The sequence below is a fragment of the Streptomyces sp. NPDC003042 genome (assembly GCF_053591315.1).
This window is the reverse complement of sequence record NZ_JBSFTP010000087.1, coordinates 1-17,739: the sequence shown is the minus strand read 5'-3', so window position 1 is coordinate 17,739 and position 17,739 is coordinate 1. Positions and strand designations below refer to the sequence as shown.

The following is a 17,739-nucleotide window of genomic DNA, read 5'->3' as shown; positions in this document are numbered from 1 at the left end:
GCGTGACAAGCGGGACCGGCCCTGTCTTGTCAAAAACGGCGATCGCGTGCACCGGCGGGGGAGTCGGACGGGCGGGGGGCCGCTTCCGGCGGCAGCAGCACGCTGGTGATCCGCCCCGGCATCCGGTCCAGGACCGAGCCCGGCGGCAGACCGCCGCGCAGGAACGCGATGCGGGTGGGCGGCAGTCCGGTCATGGCCTTCACGTCCCGGCTGAAATGGGCCTGGTCGTGGAAGCCGCACGCGGCCGCGACGTGGGCGGGCGCCACACCGGCCGCGAGCAGGCGCAGCGCGTGCTGGAGCCGGAAGATCCGGGCGACGGCCTTGGGCGGCAGTCCGACCTGCTCGCGGAACCGGGACCGCAGGTGGCGGCTGCTCCAGCCGGTCTCGGCGGTCGCCCGGACCAGCGAGCCGGAGCCGCTGTCGGCCCACAGCCGGGCCAGTGCCCCGCGTACCTCGGGCGTGACGTCGGGGCCCCGGCGGTCCAGGCGGGCGGCGAAGACGGAGTCGAGCAGGTCGAAGCGCTCCGGCCAGCCGCCGAGGTCCTGGAGCCGCTCGGCGAGGTGGCGCCCGCCGGGTCCGAGCACCTCGGTGAGGTCGAGGTCCACCAGCGTCTCCTCGAAGTGGACCATGGGGATGCCGAACAGCCGGTAGGCGCCGAGCGGGCTCATGTTCACTTCCAGGCCGTGCACCTCGCCCGCGTGCACCCCGATCGCGGGGACCGTGCGCGGACCGGCGATCAGGGCCCGGGAGGCGGCGGCCGGGCGCAGCCGGGCGGTGGCCGGATCGCCGCTGCGGATCACCCACAGTCCCTCGCTGAAGGTGAAGACGAGGGTGACGAAGCCGGTGGGCAGCTCCAGCCGGCGCCGGGGCGCGGTGAACCGGGTCTGGAATCCGGTGTAGTTGACGATGTGTGGGCGCAGGGCGGGAGCCGGTCGTCGTCGGTTGCCGGCAGCCGGAGCGGACAGGGCGGTCGGGGGCGCGGCGGCGGGTCGCGTGGACATGTCGACGGAACCCACCGCGGGGCCCTCCCCTGGCCGGTGCGCGGCCGGTCCTGCCGCACGGTGCGCAGATGATGCCAGGCACCGGGGCGCGAGGGCCATAGCCGTACGCGGGGCGGCCCTTACGCCACCGCGAACAGCACCTTCGCCGTGCCCGGGTCCGCCTGCGTCAGCCGGACCCGGATCCGGTCGCCCAGCGGCAGCCGCACCGAGGGCGACTCGACGCGTCCGACCACCGCCGGGGCCTCCAGGTGGACTGTGCCCACCAGCGGCTCCCGCTCCCTGACGTCGATCACCGTCGCCTCGAAGACCTCGCCGACGCGGTCCTTGAGCACGGCCGCCTCGACGAGGTCGACGCACTCGCGCTCCGCCGTGTTGGCCAGCCGGGTGCCGTCCGCCATCTCCCGCGGCAGCGCCTCCAGCGCCCGGGCCGCCCACCCCGGGGGCTCGGCGCCGGCCACCGCCGCCACGCACAGCTCGCCGGTGTAGCGGTCGACCAGGCGGCGCAGCGGCGCGGTGCAGTGCGCGTACGGGGCCGCCACCGCCGAGTGCAGGGCCGGGTCCGGGGTCCGGCCTCCGGTGAAGACGGTGTACCCGGCGCCGCGCAGCAGGGTCGTGCACTCCTGGAGGAAGGCGGCGTGCGCGGGCAGGTGCGGGTCCAGGGAGCGCACGAGCCGGGCGTACGGGACGTGGTGCGGCCAGTCGATCCGCAGGGCCTTCGCCGCCCGCCGCAGCCGGCCGACCGCGCCGTCGGGGGCGGCGGGCAGGGTGCGCAGGATGCCGGCTCCGGCGGCGAGCATCAGGTCGGCGGCCGCCATGCCGGTGAGCAGGGAGATCTGGGCGTTCCAGCCGTCCGCCGGGAGCGGGGCCCGGTAGGCGAGGCTGTACGAGCCGTCGTGCGCGATGATCTCCTGCTCGGGGACGTTGAGGGAGACGCCGCCGCGCTCGACCTCCAGGGCCTCGCGCAGGATCCCGATGTCCTTCAGCAGGGCCAGGGGCGGCTCGGCGGTGCCGGTGTCGACGGCCTTCTGCACGCCCTCGTAGTCGAGCCGGGCGCGGCTGCGGACCAGGGCGCGGCGTACCTCGGTGGTCTCCAGCCGGCCGTCGGAGTCCAGGTCGAGCCGCCACAGGAGCGCCGGGCGGGTCTGGTCCGGCAGCAGGCTGGCCGCGCCCTCCGAGAGCACGGGCGGGTGGAGCGGGATCCTGCCGTCGGGGAAGTACAGGGTGGTGACACGGCGGTGGGCCTCGGCGTCGAGGGCGCCGCCGGGGGTGACGAAGGCGGCGACGTCGGCGATGGCGTAGTGGACGCGGTAGCCGCCGGCGGAGCGTTTCGCCAGGTGCATGGCCTGATCGAGGTCGACGGAGCCCGGGGGGTCGATGGTGAAGAAGGGGATCTCGGTCGCGTCGTAGGACGGCAGCCGGGGAGCGGCGGCGGCCCGCTCGGCCTCGGCGAGGACCGCTGCGGGGAAGGCCCGGGGCACGCCCAGTCGCGTCCGCAGTTCACGCAGCGCGGCCCGCAGGGCAGCCCCGTCTGCGCCGGTCATGTGCATCTGGCGGCGTGGCATGGGACGAGCGTAGGTCGGCCGGGGCCGGGGGGCACGGCGAGGCGTCTACTCTGGCTCGGGGGCCGCACCCCCTGCGCCGCGCGTCGTATGTGACGTTGTACTGAAGGAGAACCACCGTGCTCGTGCTGCTGCCGCCCTCCGAGGGAAAGGCCGCCGGCGGCTCCGGCGCACCGCTGAAGCCGGAGTCGCTGTCGCTGCCGGGACTGGCCGGGGCGCGCGCCGCCGTGCTGGAGGAACTGGTCGAGCTGTGCGTGGGGGACGAGCTCAAGGCCCGTGAGGTGCTGGGGCTCAGCGAAGGGCTGCGGGGCGAGGTCGCGAAGAACGCCGATCTGCGGTCGGCGGTGGCCCGGCCGGCGGGCGAGATCTACACCGGTGTCCTCTACGACGCCCTTGACCTGGCCGGTCTCCCGGCCCCTGCCCGCGCCGCGGCGGAACGCTCGCTCCTGGTCTTCTCCGGGCTGTGGGGCGCGGTCCGGGTGACGGACCGCATCCCCTCGTACCGGTGCTCGATGGGGGTCAAGCTGCCGGGGCTCGGCGCGCTGGGCGCGTACTGGCGGACGCCGATGGCCGAGGTGCTGCCCGAGGCGGCGGGGGACGGGCTGGTGCTGGACCTGCGCTCGTCGGCGTACGCCGCCGCGTGGAAGCCGAAGGGGGAGGTGGCGGGGCGTACGGCCACGGTGCGGGTGCTGCACGCGCAGCTGGTGGACGGCGTCGAGAAGCGGTCGGTGGTGAGTCACTTCAACAAGGCCACCAAGGGTCGCCTCGTACGGGACCTGCTGCTGGCCGGGGCCGCCCCGCAATCCCCGTCGGCCCTGATCACGGCGCTCCGCGACCTCGGCTACACCGTCGAGGCCGAGCCCCCCACGAAGCCGGGCAAGCCGTGGCCCCTGGATGTGGTGGTCACCCAGATCCACTGACCCCCGGGCGCTGCCCGGGCCCCGCGCCTCGGCCACCGGGGGTTGTTCAGGGGCCGCAGGCCCCTGAACCCCCGTGAAGAGCGGGCCAGGCTATCGGCCCAGGGGCCAGGCCACCTTCGACGGGTTCGGGGTGGCGTCGCCCGCGTACTGGGCGGCGCAGGCGTCGGTCAGGGTTTCCAGGAGGGTCAGGGGGTCCGGGAGGGGGTGGCGCATGTCGCGCAGCCAGCTCACCGTGAAGTCGCCCGGCAGGGCCGCCGGGGGGAGCGGGACGTAGCTGCCGCGGCAGTGCCAGCGCAGGCCGGGGTGCTCGTCCATCGTCTCGGGGTGGCAGTCCAGTTCACAGGGCCACCACTCGTCCTCGTCCTCCGGCGTACCGCGGGTCGCGGTGAAGAAGAGCATCCGGGCCTGGTCGCCCGTGCCGCCGGACTCGGCGACGGGGCCGACGTCGATCCCGGCCTCCAGCAGCCGCGCGAGGGCGGCGGTGCCGGCTTCGAGCGGGACGTCGAGCACGTCGTGGACCATGCCGGTCGCGGTGATGAAGTTGGCCTGCGGCTGGTCGCGCGCCCAGCGTTCGATCTGGCCGCGGTCGGTGGTCGCCTGGGTCTGCCAGGCGAAGGAGACGGGGTGCCGCGCGGGCGTCGGACAGCCGACGCGGTCGCACGAACATCGGTAGCCGACGGGATGGGCGGCGGGGGCGATCGGGAGGCCGGCGGCGGCGACGGCCAGGAGAAGGGCCTCGCGTTCCCTGCCGGGGTCCTCGGGAGCGGGTTTCGCGCGACGGCGCAGCCACTGGGAAATCCTGCTCTGCTCACCGCGTTTGACGCGGCCGGACTCGGACCCCATCTATCCCCTCACCTCACCGTTGCCCCCGGCGGACCTTCACATGGTCCCACCATCCTGGGCCCCGGGTGACCGCACCCCGGAACCGGGGTACGTACATAACTCCAGAAACCGGCCATACGTTCCCGGCTACCGGTCGGCGGCCTCTCCCACCCCGCCCAGCACCGCGTCCACCAGCGCGTCCGTGTACGCGTGCGTCAGCGGCGCGGTGCGCAGCAGCCAGCGGTACGTCAGAGGGCCGAGCAGCATCTCCACCGTCAGCCGCAGATCGGTGTCCGGCGCGAGCTGCCCGGCGTCCCGGGCCGACCTCAACCGGGCCTCGTACAGGGCGAGCTGGGGTTCCAGCAGCTGCTCGGTGAAGCGCGCCCCGAGTTCCGGGTCGGTCGCCCCGGCGGCGGTCAGGGCGCGCGCGGGGGCCTCGTACTTCTCGTCGTTGAACTCGTCCACCGTGGCCCGCAGGACGTACTTGAGGTCGGCCGCCAGGTCTCCGGTGTCGGGGAAGCCGGACCAGTCGGACTCCGCCTCGGCGTCCCCTGCCAGCGCGAGCGAGGCGTCGAGGAGGACGGCGGCCTTCGACGGCCACCAGCGGTAGATGGTCTGCTTGCCGACCCCCGCGCGGGCGGCGATGGCCTCGACGGTCAGCTTGTTGTAGCCGACCTCGCCGACCAGCGCGAGCGCGGCGTCGAGGATGGCGCGCCGGGAGCGGTCACTGCGGCGGGTGGCGTCGGGCGGCTTGTTCGCCGGGCTCGCCGGGCTCGTCGGGCTCATCCGGCCAACGTATCAAGGCGGTGCGGGACGTCTCGTCTTCCGGCGGCCGCGTAAACCACCCAATCAGTTCACTGCGCCGTCCCCCCTTGAGGAGAGACGATTCTCTCCGCACGTACCGCACCGTGAGTCCGTAGTCGTGAGGAGCCTTCTTTGCGCAGAGACGCCACACCCCGGCGCTACCTGATGTGCCCACCCGCACACTTCAAGGTCACGTACTCCATCAATCCGTGGATGGACCCCACGAAACCGGTGGACCTGCCCCTCGCACTCGCCCAGTGGGAAGACCTGAGGGACCGCTACCGCGCCCTCGGCCACACCGTCGAGACCCTCGTGCCCGATCCCGCCCTGCCCGACATGGTCTACGCCGCCAACGGAGCCCTGGTCATCGACGGCCGGGTGCTCGGCGCCCGGTTCGCCTACCCCGAACGCGCCGCCGAGGCGGAGATCCACCTCGACTGGTTCCGGGCCCACGGCTTCCGGGACGTCCACGAGCCGTCGCACATCAACGAGGGCGAGGGCGACTTCGCCGTCACCGCCACCTACATCCTGGCCGGCCGGGGCTTCCGCTCCAGCCCGCTGTCGCACGACGAGGCCCAGGAGTTCTTCGGCCGCCCGGTCATCGGTCTCGACCTGGTGGATCCGCGCTACTACCACCTGGACACCGCGCTGTGCGTGCTGGACGCCGACGGCGACGAGATCATGTACCACCCGCAGGCCTTCTCCTCGGGCAGTCAGGCCGTCCTGCGCCGGCTCTTCCCGGACGCGCTGACCGTGGACGCGCAGGACGCGGCGGCCTTCGGGCTGAACTCGGTCTCGGACGGGCGGCACGTGCTGCTGCCGCAGGCGGCGGCCGGACTGCTGGCGCCGCTGCGCGAGCGCGGGTTCGAGCCGGTGCCGATGGACCTGGGTGAGCTGCTCAAGGGCGGCGGAAGCGTCAAGTGCTGCACGCAGGAGCTGCGGCCGGGCACCCCCTAAAGGGTCCGCCTAAAGGGTCCGCGGCGGCCACTGCCGGCCCCAGTCGGCGTCCCGGGCCGCCTTGTAGAGGTCGCCGTGGCGCTTCGTCACGGTGGCCCGCGTCAGTCCCTCCTCCTGCGGACCGCACAGCTCCAGCAGGACGAGCCCCTTCCGGATCTGCGGCTTCCGCGTGATCCGGGAGGGGACCGGGGTCACCGGGAAGCGGGTCGCGGCGACGTAGCTGAACTTCTCGTCCTCGTACGCCAGCGACCCGCCCTTGACCTGCCGGTGCAAGGAGGAGCGGCTGACCCGGGCCGAGAAGTGACACCAGTCCTGCCCGACCTCGATCGGGCAGGCACCGTCGTGCGGGCAGGGCGCGGCTACCTTCAGCCCGGCCCCGATCAGCTGCTCGCGGGCCTCGCGGATGCGCAGGTAGCCCTCCGGGGTGCCCGGCTCGATCAGGACGACGGCCTGCCCGGCGCGGGCCGCCTCGGCGACGACCGCCTGCCTGGCCTGCGCCGTCAGCTCGCCCAGTACGTACGAGACGGTCACCAGGTCGGCCGCGGGCAGGCTGATCCCGGTCCCGATGACGGCCTTGCGCCATCCCGCCGCGCGCAGCACCGGCGAGGTGGAGCGCGCCGCCAGCTCCTTGCCGAGGGCGAGGGCCGGCTCCGCCCAGTCCAGCACCGTCGTCTCGCGCGGCCCGTCCCAGGTGGCGTCCACCGCCCAGGTGGCGGCTCCCGTGCCACCGCCGACGTCCACGTGCGAGCCCGGGGTCCAGTCCGGCGCCGCCTCGGCCAGCCCGTCCAGGGCGGACCGTACGGCCTCGAAGGTGGCCGGCATCCGGTACGCCGCGTACGCCGCGACGTCGGAGCGGTCACGCAGCACGGGCGCGTCCGTCGGGATCGTGCCCCGGTAGTTGGCGATGAGCCGCTCGACGGCGGCCGAGGCCTGCTTCGGCGGCAGCCCGTCGAGCAGCCCGCCCAGCGCGGACCGAAGGGTCTCGGCGGTGGTGGGGGAGGAGGCGGGGGCGGAGGCGTTCACCAGGGAAGTTTACGGCGCTACGGGCACCGCGGGCTCCGGGCTGCGCCACGGACGGCACATCCCGACGAAGCAGCCCACCGACAGCAGCGAGCACACCACCTGGACCACGGCCATCGGCACCGCCGTGTCCTCGCCCGCGATCCCGACCAGCGGCGAGGCGACCGCGCCGACCAGGAAGGAGGAGGTGCCGAGCAGCGCGGACGCCGAACCGGCGGCGTGCGGGGTGCGCATCAGCGCCTGCGCGTTGGTGTTCGGCAGCACCAGCCCCATCGCCGACATCACCACGAACAGGGCGGAGGCGATCGGGATCAGCCCGACCTCCCCGAACACCCCGGTGGACATCAGCAGCAGGGCCACGGAGGCGACGGTCATGATCCCGAGACCGGCGGCCAGCGCCTTGTCCAGGCTGACCCGGCCGACCAGCAGCTTGCCGTTGATCTGGCCGACGACGATGAGGCCGACGGCGTTCACGCCGAACAGCAGGCTGAAGGCCTGCGGGGAGGCCCCGTAGATCTCCTGCACCACGAAGGGCGAGGCGGAGATGTAGGAGAAGAGCACCGCGAAGGCGAAGCCGCCCGTCAGGGTGTACCCGGTGAAGATCCGGTCGCCGAGCAGGCCGCGCATGGTCCGCAGGGCGGCGCCCACCCCGCCGGTCTGGCGCCGCTCGGGCGCCAGCGTCTCGCCGAGGCCGCGCCAGACGACCACGGTGAGCGCGATGCCGACGGCGGTGAGGACGACGAAGACCCCGCGCCAGTCCGCGAAGCGCAGCACCTGGCCGCCGATGAGCGGCGCGATGATCGGGGCGGCCCCGGATATGAGCATCAGGGTGGAGAAGAACCGGGCCATCTCGACCCCGTCGTACAGGTCGCGTACGACGGCCCGCGCGATGACGATCGCGGCCGCTCCGGCCAGGCCCTGGAGCAGCCGGAAGCCGATCAGCAGCTCGGCGGTCGGGGCGAGGGCGCAGATCGCGGTGGCGAGGACGTAGACGACCATGCCGATCAGCAGGGGTCGGCGGCGGCCCCACTTGTCGCTCATCGGGCCGATGACGAGCTGGCCCAGCGCCATGCCGGCGAGGCAGGAGGTGAGGGTCAGCTGGACGGTCGCGGCGGGGCTGTGCAGGGCGTCGGTGACCTCCGGCAGCGCCGGCAGGTACATGTCCATGGACAGCGGGGGCAGGGCGGTGAGCCCGCCGAGTATGAAAGTGACGAGGAGGCCGGTGCGGCGCGCCGCCTTCAGGGGTGCGTCGGATGCCGTGGGCGGGGCTGCTGCGGTGGAGGGGGGCGGCTGGGGGGACGACTCCTGCGAGGGGGCCGCGGAGGGGCCTCTCTCCGGCATGCGGAACTCCAGTCATTCGATCTGCTTCGAGCACCCCTGACCGACCCATGCTCTCAGCTGTCGGAACGTCCGGAAACGGACGCCCGGTGTGACGTAATCTCCGGCCCCATGAACGCACCTCGGAAGAAGATCGCTGTGGTGACCGGGGCCGGCTCCGGCATCGGCCGCTCCGTCGCCCTGGCCCTGGCCGGGGCCGGCTGGTCCGTGGCCGTGGCCGGCCGGCGGCCGAAGCCGCTGGAGGAGACGGTCGAGGCGGCCGGGCCCGGCGCGGACGTCATGCCCGTACGGGCGGACGTGAGCGACCCGGACGACGTGGCCGCGCTGTTCGAGGCCGTACGGGAGCGCCACGGGCGGCTCGACCTGCTCTTCAACAACGCCGGCACCTTCGGCCCGGGCGGGGTCCCGCTGGAGGACATCAGCTACGAGGACTGGCGCGCCGTCGTCGACGTCAACCTGACCGGGGCCTTCCTGTGCGCGCAGGCGGCCTTCCGGCAGATGAAGGCCCAGGACCCCCAGGGGGGCCGGATCATCAACAACGGCTCCATCTCCGCCCACGTCCCGCGCCCGCACTCCATCGCCTACACCGCGACCAAGCATGCGATGACCGGCCTGACGAAGTCACTGTCGCTGGACGGGCGGCCGTACCGCATCGCGTGCGGGCAGATCGACATCGGCAACGCGGCGACCGAGATGACCGAGCGCATGCGGACCGGCATCCTCCAGGCGAACGGGCAGCTGGCGGTCGAGCCCGTGATGGACGCCGCCGACGTGGCCCGCACGGTGCTGCACATGGCGGAGCTGCCGCTGGAGGCGAACGTTCAGTTCGCGACGGTGATGGCCACCGCGATGCCGTACATCGGGCGCGGCTGAAGGCAGCGGGCGGACCCGCGGAGAAGGCCGTTGCCAGGACGCCGGGGTCCAGCCGATCATGACGCCATGACCGATACCGAAGTACTGCGCTACACGGCCTTCTCCGACGACCCGGAGGGCGGCAACCCCGCCGGGGTCGTGCTCGACGCGGCCGGGCTGGACGAAGCCGCCATGCTGGAGATCGCCGCCGGGCTCGGCTACAGCGAGACCGCCTTCCTCACCGCCCCGCCCGAGGGCCTGGGCGGGGAGCCCGGCCGCGCCTTCACCGTCCGCTACTTCAGCCCCAAGGCGGAGGTGCCGTTCTGCGGACACGCCACCGTGGCCACCGCCGTGGCCCTGGGAGAGCGGATCGGCACGGGCGAACTCGTCTTCGCCACCCAGGCGGGGACCGTTCCGGTGTCCGTGACCTCCGAGGACGGGCAGCTGCGGGCCACCCTGACCAGCGTCGCCCCCCACGTCGAGGACATCGCCGAGGCCGACCTCGCCGAGGCGCTGGCCGCGCTGGACTGGCCGGCGGCCGACCTCGACCCGGCGTTCCCGCCGAAGATCGCCTACGCCGGAGCCCGCCACCTGGTGCTCGGCGCCGCCACCCGCGCCCGGCTCGCGGACCTGGCGTACGACTTCGCCCGGCTGGAGGCACTGATGCGCCGCCTGGACCTCACCACGGTCCAGCTGGTGCACCGCGCGGGCCCGGCCCGGTTCCACGTACGCGACCCGTTCCCGGTCGGCGGCGTCGTCGAGGACCCCGCCACCGGAGCCGCCGCGGCCGCCTTCGGGGCGTACGCCCGCGAGCTGGGCCTGGTCCCGGAGCAGGCCGTGCTCACCCTCCACCAGGGCGAGGACATGGGCCGCCCCGGAGTCCTGACGGTGGAACTGCGGGCCGGTGACCCCCGGGTGCGGGTGGGCGGTGTGGCCGTACGGATCCCCTGACGCGCGTGGTGACGTACGAGGCCGCCGCTCTTCCGGAGGAGCTCGCGGCGCAGGTGGCGGCCCTGGAGGCGGCGGCCTGGCCGGGCTGCGCACCGGGCCACGACCCGCGACTGGCCCCGCGCGTGATGCTGTTGGTGGACGGGGAGGGGGACGGGGCCGGCACGGTGGCCGCCGCGCTGACGCTGCTGCACAAGCCGGTCCCGCTCGCGGGGCGGACGTACCGCGCGGCCGGGCTCAGCGGTGTCGTGACCCGGCCGGAGCTGCGCGGGCGCGGGTTCGGCGCCCGCCTGGTGGCCGCCGCGTACGCCGCGCTGGCCGCCGATCCGGCGGTGGACCTGGCGCTGTTCAGCTGCGACCGGCCGCTGGCGGCGTTCTACGAGGCGGCCGGCTTCGCGTGCCTGCCCGGCACCGTCCTGGTCGGAGGCACCCCGGACGAGCCGCTGGCCACCGACGCCCCGGGCTTCGACAAGGCGGTCCTGGCGGCGTTCTTCACCCCGGACCCGGCCGCCGACCGGACCGCTCTGACCGGGGTCCGCGTCCCCCTGTACCCGGGGCTCGTGGACCGGCTCTGGTAGCGCCCGGCGCCCTTCCAAAACACTGCCGGGGTGGGTCAGGCGCGTACCGGAATCACCAGCGGCGCCCCGGTGCGCGGATGCGCGAGCACCTCCACCGGCTGCCGGTAGACCCGGGTCAGCAGCGCGTCCTCGAACACCTCGGACGGCGGACCGGCCGCCGCGACGCGCCCGTCGTGCAGTACGGCGGCCCGGTCGGCGTACGCCGCCGCCAGCCCCAGGTCGTGCAGCACGACGACCACCGCGTCCCCGGCCGCGGCCCGCTCCCGGCAGATCCGCAGCACCAGCTCCTGGTGGCGCAGGTCCAGCGCCGCCGTGGGTTCGTCGAGCAGCAGCAGCGGGGCCCGCTGGGCCAGTACGCGGGCCAGCGCGACCCGGGCCCGTTCGCCGCCCGACAGTGCCGAGAAGGGCCGCCCGGCGAAACCGGTGACCTCCGTGGCCGCCATGGCGGCGGTCACGGCCTCCTCGTCCGCGTCGGCGAGCGGCGTGCCCGCCCAGGGGGCGCGGCCCATCCGTACGACGTCCGCCACCGGGAAGGGGAAGGACAGCGCGGCCGACTGGGGCAGCACCGAGCGGCGCAGGGCCAGTTCGGGGGCCGACCAGTCGCCCACCGGGCGCCCGTCGATCCGTACGGCCCCGGAGGCGGCCGGCAGATCGGCGGCGAGCGCGGCGAGCAGGGTGGACTTCCCCGCGCCGTTCGGGCCGACCAGGGCCAGCACTTCGCCCGCGCGGGCGGTCAGGTCGATCCCGGCGAGCACCTCGCGCTCCCCGAGCCGTACGTGCAGGCCCTCGGCCTCGGCGAACGCGGAACCCGGGAGCGGGCGGGCCGGCACCGTCCGCCGGTGCCGGGCGAACAGGCCCGTCAGGCCGGGCAGCTTGCGGGTCACGCCCAGCCTCCTTGCTTGCGGCGGGTGCGGCGCAGCAGCCAGAAGAAGAACGGGCTGCCGATCAGGGCGGTCAGCACGCCGAGCGGCAGCTCGGCGGGCTGGGCGATCGTCCGGGCGGCCAGATCGCCCGCGACGAGCACGACGGCTCCGGCGAGGGCGCTGCCGGGGACCAGGAACCGGTGACCGGGGCCGTTCGCCATCCGCAGCAGGTGCGGGACGAGCAGACCGACGAACGTGATGACACCGGCCACGGCGACGGCGGCGGCCGTCAGCAGCGCCACCACCAGGATCAGGGCGAGCCGCAGCCGCTCGACGTCGATGCCGAGGTGGCGGGCCGGGCGCTCGCCCAGCGCGAGGAGGTCGAGCTTGCGCGCGTAGAAGGGGGCGACGAGCAGACCCGCGAGAGCGCAGGGCAGCACGGCGAGCACCTTGGGCCAGGTCGCCTGGGCGAGGGAGCCGAGCTGCCAGAAGGTGATCTGGTTGACCTGGCCGCTGTCCGCGAAGAAGACGAACAGCCCGATCAGGGCGCCCGCGAAGGCGTTGACGGCGATGCCGGTGAGGATGAGGGTGACGACCTCGGTCCGGCCGCCGTTGCGGGAGAGCAGGTAGACGGCGGCGACGGTGATCAGGCCCGCGACGAAGGCGCAGGCGGTGATGGTCCAGTTGCCGAAGAAGCTGAGGCCGAGTCCGATGGCGGCGACCGCGCCGACGGCGGCGCCCGCCGAGATGCCGATGACGCCGGGCTCGGCGAGGGGGTTGCCGAAGACGCCCTGCATCAGCGCGCCCGCGCAGCCGAGGGCGGCGCCGACGAGCAGCGCGAGCACGACGCGGGGCAGCCGTACGTTCCACAGCACGCTCTCCCCGACCCGGTCGAGCGGCGCCCCGCCGAGGCCCAGCCGGTACTGGACGGAGGCGAGTACGTCCCCGGTGGGGATCCGGTACGCGCCGACCCCGGCGGAGACCAGGGCCAGGAGCAGCAGGGCGCAGACGAGCACGCCGGTCAGCAGGAGCGCCCTGCGGTGCGGCGCCGCTGCTGGGGTTCCGCCCCGGGCCCCGCGCCTCGAATCCCCCCGGACTCCGTCCGGGGTCCCCTGGTGGGGCTGATCTTCAGCACCGGCCGGCCCGGCCACCGGCGGGGGATCGTACGGGAGCGTCACCTCACGCACCCTTGCCGTAGAGCTGGCTCACCAGCGAGGTGAGCACCTGATCGGTGCGGGGACCGTAGTTGAGCAGGACGCCGTCGTCGATGGAGACGACCCGGCGGTCCATGCCCGCCGGGGTCTGGGCGACGCCCGGGACCTTGACCAGGCCGTCGACGCCGCCCACCGATTCCAGGCCCTTCGTCATGACCAGGATCGCGTCCGGCGCGGCGGCGGCCAGCGCCTCGCTGGTGATCGGCGTGAAGTCCTTGCCGAGCCCGGACTCCTTGCCCGTGTCGACGGCGCCCGCCGCCTCCAGGAGCGAGGCCGCGCCCGAGTCGGAGCCGCCCAGCAGATAGACGGAGGCGGTGCCGCGCAGGTACAGGAAGGCCACCCGGGGCTTCTTCCCCGCAGCGACGGCCGGAATGTCCTTGCGGACGGCGGCGATCCGGTCGGCGGTGCGCTGATTGAGCTGCGCCCCGGCCTCCTTGACGCCCAGGGCGGCGGCCACCGCGTCGATGCGCTTCGGGACGTCGTCCAGTGCCTTGGCGGGGGCGACGACCAGCACGGGGATGCCGGCGTCGCGGATCTGCTGAATCGCTTCTCCGGGGCCGGTGGTGGTCTCGGCCAGCACCAGCGTCGGGCGCAGCGAGAGCACGCTCTCGGCGGAGACGTCGTGTCCACGTGTCACCACCGGCAGCGCGGAGGCCTGTTCGAAGGTGGCGGTGATGTCCCGGGCGACGACCCGCTTGCCGAGGCCGAGGGTCTGGACGATCTCGTTGAGGCTGCCGGTCAGCGGGATGACCCGGTCCGCGGAGGTGATGGTGACCTGGGTGCCGTCGGCCGAGGGCACGGTCACCGGCAGCGCGGGAAGCGGCGCGGTGGACAGCGGCTCCACCCGGTCGGGTACGGCGGCGGGGGCGGCCGCGGCGGAGCCCGCCGGGCCCGCCGAGGGGGCGCAGCCGGTCACCGCCAGGGCCAGTGCCGCCACGGCAACGGCGAGACGGGGAAAGCGATATGACGCGGCGGGCGTAGGCACGAAGGCACCGTCCTGATCGTCCGGCTGGGGAGTTGTGAGGTTCTGCCGACGGCGGGGTTCCCCCCTCGACCGGGATAGCTTAGGTTAGCCTAACCTCGCTTGCCAGACCCTGGAGGGACATTCATGTCCACACGTCCCACCCGCACGTTCGCGGTCGCCCTGCTGGCGGCCCTGCTGAGTGTCCAAGGCTGGGCGCTGCTCGGGGCCACCGCCGCTCAGGCGGCGAGCCGCACCGTGCAGGGCGGCCGGCTGGACTGGGGCATCAAATCGTCCTTCCAGAGTTATGTCACAGGTCCTGTGGCAAAAGGCAGTTTCAAGCTGAAGAACGGAGCCGCCACCGCCGGTGGCAGTCTGTTCCGCTTCCACTCCGCGACCGGCTCCTACGACCCCGACACCGGTGAGTTCAGCGCCTCCTACTCCGGCGGCGTGACCTTCCAGGGCCACCAGAAGGCCGACGGCGCGTACGAGCTGGACATGAGCGTCAGCCGCCCGACCGTCAAGGTCTCCGGCGGCAGCGGCACCCTCTACCTCGACGTGTCCAGCAAGGCCAAGGACACCGGCGCGGTCACCACCCAGACCCAGGTGCCCTTCGCCACGCTCGGCGTCGGCGGGATCAACATGAAGGGCGGCGGCAGCCCGCTGACCCTCACCAACATCCCGGCCACCCTCACGGCGCAGGGCGCCCAGGCCTTCGCCGGCTACTACGCGGCCGGCGCGCAACTCGACCCCCTCTCGCTCTCCGCCGACGTCAAGGCCCCGGCCGCCGGGCAGTCCACGCGGCCGGAGCAGACGCCGAGTGCCCCGGCGCAGATCCCGCAGACCCCGCAGGCGCAGGGCGCCTTCAACGACGCCGCCGTCGACTGGGGCGTCCGCCGGACCTTCCGCGAGTACGTCACCGGCTCCGTCGGCCAGGGCGGGTGGACCCTCGCCGAGGGCGCGCAGGACGGCGGGGCGCTGTTCCGCTTCCCGCAGGGCAAGGGCACGTACGACGGCCAAAAGGGCATGCTGGAAGCCGCGTTCGCGGGTACGGTCCAGTTCACGGGCGCCCACCTGGACCTGAAGCTCGCGCGCGTGAGCGTCAAGGTCGAGAACGGCAAGGGCGTCCTGTCCGCCGACGTGACCACCGGCGGACAGACGAAGAACGCCGTCGCGCTCGTCGAGTTCGACGCCAAGGGCCTGAAGACCGAGGGGAAGCTCGCCACGTTGACCGAAGCCCCGGCCACGCTCACCGAGGGCGGCTCCCAGGCCTTCAACTCCATGTACAAACCCGGTACCGAGATGGACCCCGTCTCGCTGGCCGTCGCCCTGGACGCCGGCGCGCAGCTGCCGGCCCTGCCCGACCTCGGCTCCACCGCGCCGCCCTCGCCGGCCCCGGCACCCGCGAACTCCGCGCAGCCGGTCCCGGCCCCGGCGGCCGCGGAGAAGTCCTCGAACACGGGGCTGTACGTCGCCCTGGCCGCGGCCGTACTGGTCCTCGCCGGCGGTGCGGCCTTCCTGGTGCTGCGCGGACGCCGTACGTCAGCGGCCGACGCCGCACCCACCGACGCGTCGTAGCACCGCTGCCGGCCCCACCTTCCCTTCTCTTCCCGTTCCTTCAGGAGTCCTCAGCCATGTCGCCCAACCGCCGCCCGATCGCCGTCGCGGCCGCCGTCCTGACCGCCGCCGCCCTCGGCACCACCGCCTTCATGCTCCCCGCCACGGCCGTGGGGGGCGGCGGCCCGGCCACCGGGACCCAGGCCGCGGCGCCGGTCCCCGTCCTGGAGGGCACGCTCGACTGGGGCGTGCTGGAGAGCTTCCGCGACTACGTCAAGAACACGGCCAAGGGCACGATCACCACCCAGGGCGGTGCCACGCAGAACGCGGACGGCAGCTTCCGCTTCGTCTCCGCCACGGGCCAGTACGACGCGGCCGGTCACGTCGTGACCGCGGCCTTCAAGGGCAGTGTCACCTTTGACGCGTCAGCCCACGGTTTCATCATCAAGCTGGAGAACTTCCGCTTCGACACCGGTACGAAGAAGCTGACGGCCGACGTCATCAGGAACGGCGCGCTCACCGCGAACGTCCCCCTGGCGGACGTGGCCTTCGCCGGGATGAACATGGCCGGTCTGGCCACCACCCTCACCCCGGAGTTCGCGGCCCAGTTCACGCGTCCGGACTACGCGGGCAAGGAGGGCGACAAGCTGACGGCCGCGCTGGAGTTCCCGAAGCCGTCCGCCTCCCCGTCCTCCTCCGCCTCGGCGTCCGCCTCCCCCTCGAAGTCGGCCTCCCCGTCGGCCTCCGCCTCGAAGTCCGCGTCGGCGTCCGCGTCGAAGTCGGCCTCCGCTTCCGCTTCGACCAACCCTTCGCAGAGTGCGAGCTCCCCGGCGGCCGGCGGCCCGCAGCAGATCCTGAGCGGCAAGCTGGCGTGGGGCGTCAAGGAGTCCTTCCGGGAGTACGTCCTGAAGAGCGGCGGCACCATCACCCCCGAGGGAGGCGCGGCCAAGAACGACAACAGCTTCTCCTTCAGCGGCGGCAAGGGCACCCTGGACAGCAAGACGCAGAAGCTGAACGCCTCCTTCCAGGGCAGCCTGCGCTTCCAGTTCCCCGCCCACGGCATCGACATGACCTTCGGCAACGTCCGCATCAACGCCGAGGGCGCCAAGGGCACGCTGGTCCTCGACGTGAGGACCGCCTCCGGGACCAAGGCCGACGTCTCCTTCGCCACGCTCGACCTGACCAAGGCCGACTACAGGACCAAGGGCGGCGTGCTCGCGCTGAACGCCGTCCGTACCGCCCTGACCGCCGACGGCGCGGCCGCCTTCGCCAACGAGAAGAGCTCGTCGTACAAGGCGGGCGAACGGCTCGACGACGTCAACCTCAGCGTGTCCGTGGACAAGGACGCCCCGCTTCCGTCCACGACCACCGGCGGCACCACCGGCGGCTCCGGCACGACCGGCACCACGACCGGTACCACGGGCGGCACCATCGGCGGCTCCGGCGGCTCGGTCGGAGGCAACCTCGCCACCACCGGCGCCGGAATCCCGGCCGGCGCCCTGCTCGGCGCCTCCGGCGCGGTGGTCGCCGCCGGCGCCGGCGCCGTGTTCATCGCGCGCCGTCGCCGTACGACCCAGAACTGAGCGTGCTTGAATGCCCGGGTGAACGATCTCGACGTGATCAAGGTCTTCTGCGCGGGTGACGGCCGGTTCGGCAACCTGCTCGGAGTCGTCCGCGACGGCCGCTCCTGCCCGGACGACGCGTCCCGGCAGGAGCTGGCCGCCGAACTGGGCTACAGCGAGACGGTGTTCGTCGACGACCCCGAGCGCGGGGTCGTCGACATCCGCACCCCCGGCACCCGGATGTCCTTCGCGGGACACCCGCTCGTCGGGGTCGCGTGGCTGCTGGACATCGAGGAGCTCCAGCCGCCGGCCGGATCCGTATGGGCGCGTGACGACGGCGAGTTCACCTGGATCACGGCCCGCCCCGAGTGGGTCCTGGGCAAGCGCACCGAGCAGTACGCGAGCGTCGCCGAGATCGAGGCGCTGCCCGCCCCGCCCCCGGGCGAGGGCTGGCTGTACGCCTGGGCCTGGGAGGACGAGCCCGCGGGGCGGATCCGGGCCCGCGGCTTCCCGCGCCGCTCCGACGGGGCCGTGGTGGAGGACGAGGCCACCGGCTCGGCGGCGATCCTCCTGACCGCCGAGCTGAACCGCGCCCTGAACATCACCCAGGGCGCCGGCTCCCAGATCCTCACGGCCCCGGGCCCCGACGGCACGATCGAGATCGGCGGCCGCGTCCGCTTCGCGGAGTGAGGGCGTAGGACGCACGAAGGGCCGGCCCACCGACCTGGTGCTGCGCGGCGGCGACGCCACCGCCGTGGCCACCGAGATCGCGGCCATCCTCGG

Annotated in this window: 17 protein-coding genes; 8 read left to right on the top strand and 9 right to left on the bottom strand. The window is 73.8% G+C overall.

What is annotated here, in order from left to right; translation table 11 throughout:
- Window positions 1-29 precede the first annotated feature (29 nt).
- Together ACWDYJ_RS30700 and ACWDYJ_RS30695 are read right to left on the bottom strand one after the other, a co-directional pair.
- Window positions 30-1,001 carry a helix-turn-helix domain-containing protein gene (locus ACWDYJ_RS30700; protein WP_451568861.1) on the bottom strand — a complete coding sequence of 324 codons (972 nt, stop codon included), beginning with the start codon at window positions 999-1,001 and terminating at the stop codon, window positions 30-32.
- 119 nt (window positions 1,002-1,120) lie between these two features.
- Window positions 1,121-2,563: an RNB domain-containing ribonuclease gene (locus tag ACWDYJ_RS30695; protein WP_451568860.1), complete on the bottom strand. Its 1,443-nt coding sequence runs from the start codon at window positions 2,561-2,563 to the stop codon at window positions 1,121-1,123.
- 116 nt (window positions 2,564-2,679) lie between these two features.
- On the opposite strand from ACWDYJ_RS30695, the gene yaaA reads away from it, so the two are divergent.
- Entirely contained in the window at window positions 2,680-3,480 is an 801-nt protein-coding gene (yaaA, locus tag ACWDYJ_RS30690; protein ID WP_451568859.1) for a peroxide stress protein YaaA, read from the top strand.
- Window positions 3,481-3,570: 90 nt separating this feature from the next.
- Here the strand turns inward: yaaA and ACWDYJ_RS30685 are convergent, their stop codons facing one another.
- The gene (locus tag ACWDYJ_RS30685; protein WP_451568858.1) at window positions 3,571-4,323 is read right to left on the bottom strand and encodes a bifunctional DNA primase/polymerase; all 753 of its coding nucleotides are present in this window, start codon (window positions 4,321-4,323) and stop codon (window positions 3,571-3,573) included.
- Between the two features lie 126 nt (window positions 4,324-4,449).
- Window positions 4,450-5,088 carry a TetR/AcrR family transcriptional regulator gene (locus tag ACWDYJ_RS30680; protein WP_451568857.1) on the bottom strand — a complete coding sequence of 213 codons (639 nt, stop codon included), beginning with the start codon at window positions 5,086-5,088 and terminating at the stop codon, window positions 4,450-4,452.
- Between the two features lie 150 nt (window positions 5,089-5,238).
- On the opposite strand from ACWDYJ_RS30680, the gene ddaH reads away from it, so the two are divergent.
- The gene (ddaH, locus tag ACWDYJ_RS30675) at window positions 5,239-6,063 is read left to right on the top strand and encodes a dimethylargininase (RefSeq protein ID WP_451568856.1); all 825 of its coding nucleotides are present in this window, start codon (window positions 5,239-5,241) and stop codon (window positions 6,061-6,063) included.
- Window positions 6,064-6,072: 9 nt separating this feature from the next.
- On the opposite strand, the gene ACWDYJ_RS30670 is transcribed toward ddaH, so the two are convergent.
- Window positions 6,073-7,086, bottom strand: a complete 1,014-nt coding sequence (locus tag ACWDYJ_RS30670; protein WP_451568855.1) for a small ribosomal subunit Rsm22 family protein — start codon at window positions 7,084-7,086, stop codon at window positions 6,073-6,075.
- Window positions 7,087-7,095: 9 nt separating this feature from the next.
- Window positions 7,096-8,424, bottom strand: coding sequence for a multidrug effflux MFS transporter (locus tag ACWDYJ_RS30665; protein WP_451568854.1), 1,329 nt, complete (start codon window positions 8,422-8,424; stop codon window positions 7,096-7,098).
- Window positions 8,425-8,532: 108 nt separating this feature from the next.
- On the opposite strand from ACWDYJ_RS30665, the gene ACWDYJ_RS30660 reads away from it, so the two are divergent.
- From ACWDYJ_RS30660 to ACWDYJ_RS30650, 3 genes are all read left to right on the top strand, one after another.
- The gene (locus ACWDYJ_RS30660) at window positions 8,533-9,294 is read left to right on the top strand and encodes an SDR family oxidoreductase (RefSeq protein WP_451568853.1); all 762 of its coding nucleotides are present in this window, start codon (window positions 8,533-8,535) and stop codon (window positions 9,292-9,294) included.
- Between the two features lie 66 nt (window positions 9,295-9,360).
- Window positions 9,361-10,224, top strand: coding sequence for a PhzF family phenazine biosynthesis protein (locus ACWDYJ_RS30655; protein WP_451568852.1), 864 nt, complete (start codon window positions 9,361-9,363; stop codon window positions 10,222-10,224).
- Between the two features lie 5 nt (window positions 10,225-10,229).
- The gene (locus ACWDYJ_RS30650; protein ID WP_451568851.1) at window positions 10,230-10,799 is read left to right on the top strand and encodes a GNAT family N-acetyltransferase; all 570 of its coding nucleotides are present in this window, start codon (window positions 10,230-10,232) and stop codon (window positions 10,797-10,799) included.
- A 35-nt stretch (window positions 10,800-10,834) separates the two neighbouring features.
- Here the strand turns inward: ACWDYJ_RS30650 and ACWDYJ_RS30645 are convergent, their stop codons facing one another.
- Genes ACWDYJ_RS30645 through ACWDYJ_RS30635 form a run of 3 tightly spaced genes read right to left on the bottom strand, consistent with a single transcriptional unit; the run spans window position 10,835 to window position 13,861 of the window.
- Window positions 10,835-11,683: a heme ABC transporter ATP-binding protein gene (locus ACWDYJ_RS30645; protein ID WP_451568850.1), complete on the bottom strand. Its 849-nt coding sequence runs from the start codon at window positions 11,681-11,683 to the stop codon at window positions 10,835-10,837.
- Entirely contained in the window at window positions 11,680-12,840 is a 1,161-nt protein-coding gene (locus ACWDYJ_RS30640) for a FecCD family ABC transporter permease (RefSeq protein ID WP_451568849.1), read from the bottom strand. Before ACWDYJ_RS30640 ends, ACWDYJ_RS30645 begins: the two co-directional genes overlap by 4 nt.
- A gap of 1 nt (window position 12,841) precedes the next feature.
- Complete coding sequence (locus tag ACWDYJ_RS30635; protein ID WP_451568848.1) at window positions 12,842-13,861, bottom strand: heme/hemin ABC transporter substrate-binding protein; 1,020 nt, start codon at window positions 13,859-13,861, stop codon at window positions 12,842-12,844.
- A gap of 123 nt (window positions 13,862-13,984) precedes the next feature.
- Between ACWDYJ_RS30635 and ACWDYJ_RS30630 the strand changes: the two genes are divergently transcribed.
- The 3 genes from ACWDYJ_RS30630 to ACWDYJ_RS30620 are packed head-to-tail and all read left to right on the top strand — an operon-like array spanning window position 13,985 to window position 17,646.
- Complete coding sequence (locus tag ACWDYJ_RS30630) at window positions 13,985-15,415, top strand: HtaA domain-containing protein (protein ID WP_451568847.1); 1,431 nt, start codon at window positions 13,985-13,987, stop codon at window positions 15,413-15,415.
- 56 nt (window positions 15,416-15,471) lie between these two features.
- Window positions 15,472-16,977 (top strand): HtaA domain-containing protein, encoded by a 1,506-nt coding sequence (locus ACWDYJ_RS30625; RefSeq protein WP_451568846.1) that lies wholly within the window; start codon window positions 15,472-15,474, stop codon window positions 16,975-16,977.
- A gap of 18 nt (window positions 16,978-16,995) precedes the next feature.
- A complete protein-coding gene (locus tag ACWDYJ_RS30620) occupies window positions 16,996-17,646 on the top strand; it encodes a PhzF family phenazine biosynthesis protein (protein WP_451568845.1) in 651 nt (216 codons plus the stop codon).
- Window positions 17,647-17,739: the final 93 nt, after the last annotated feature.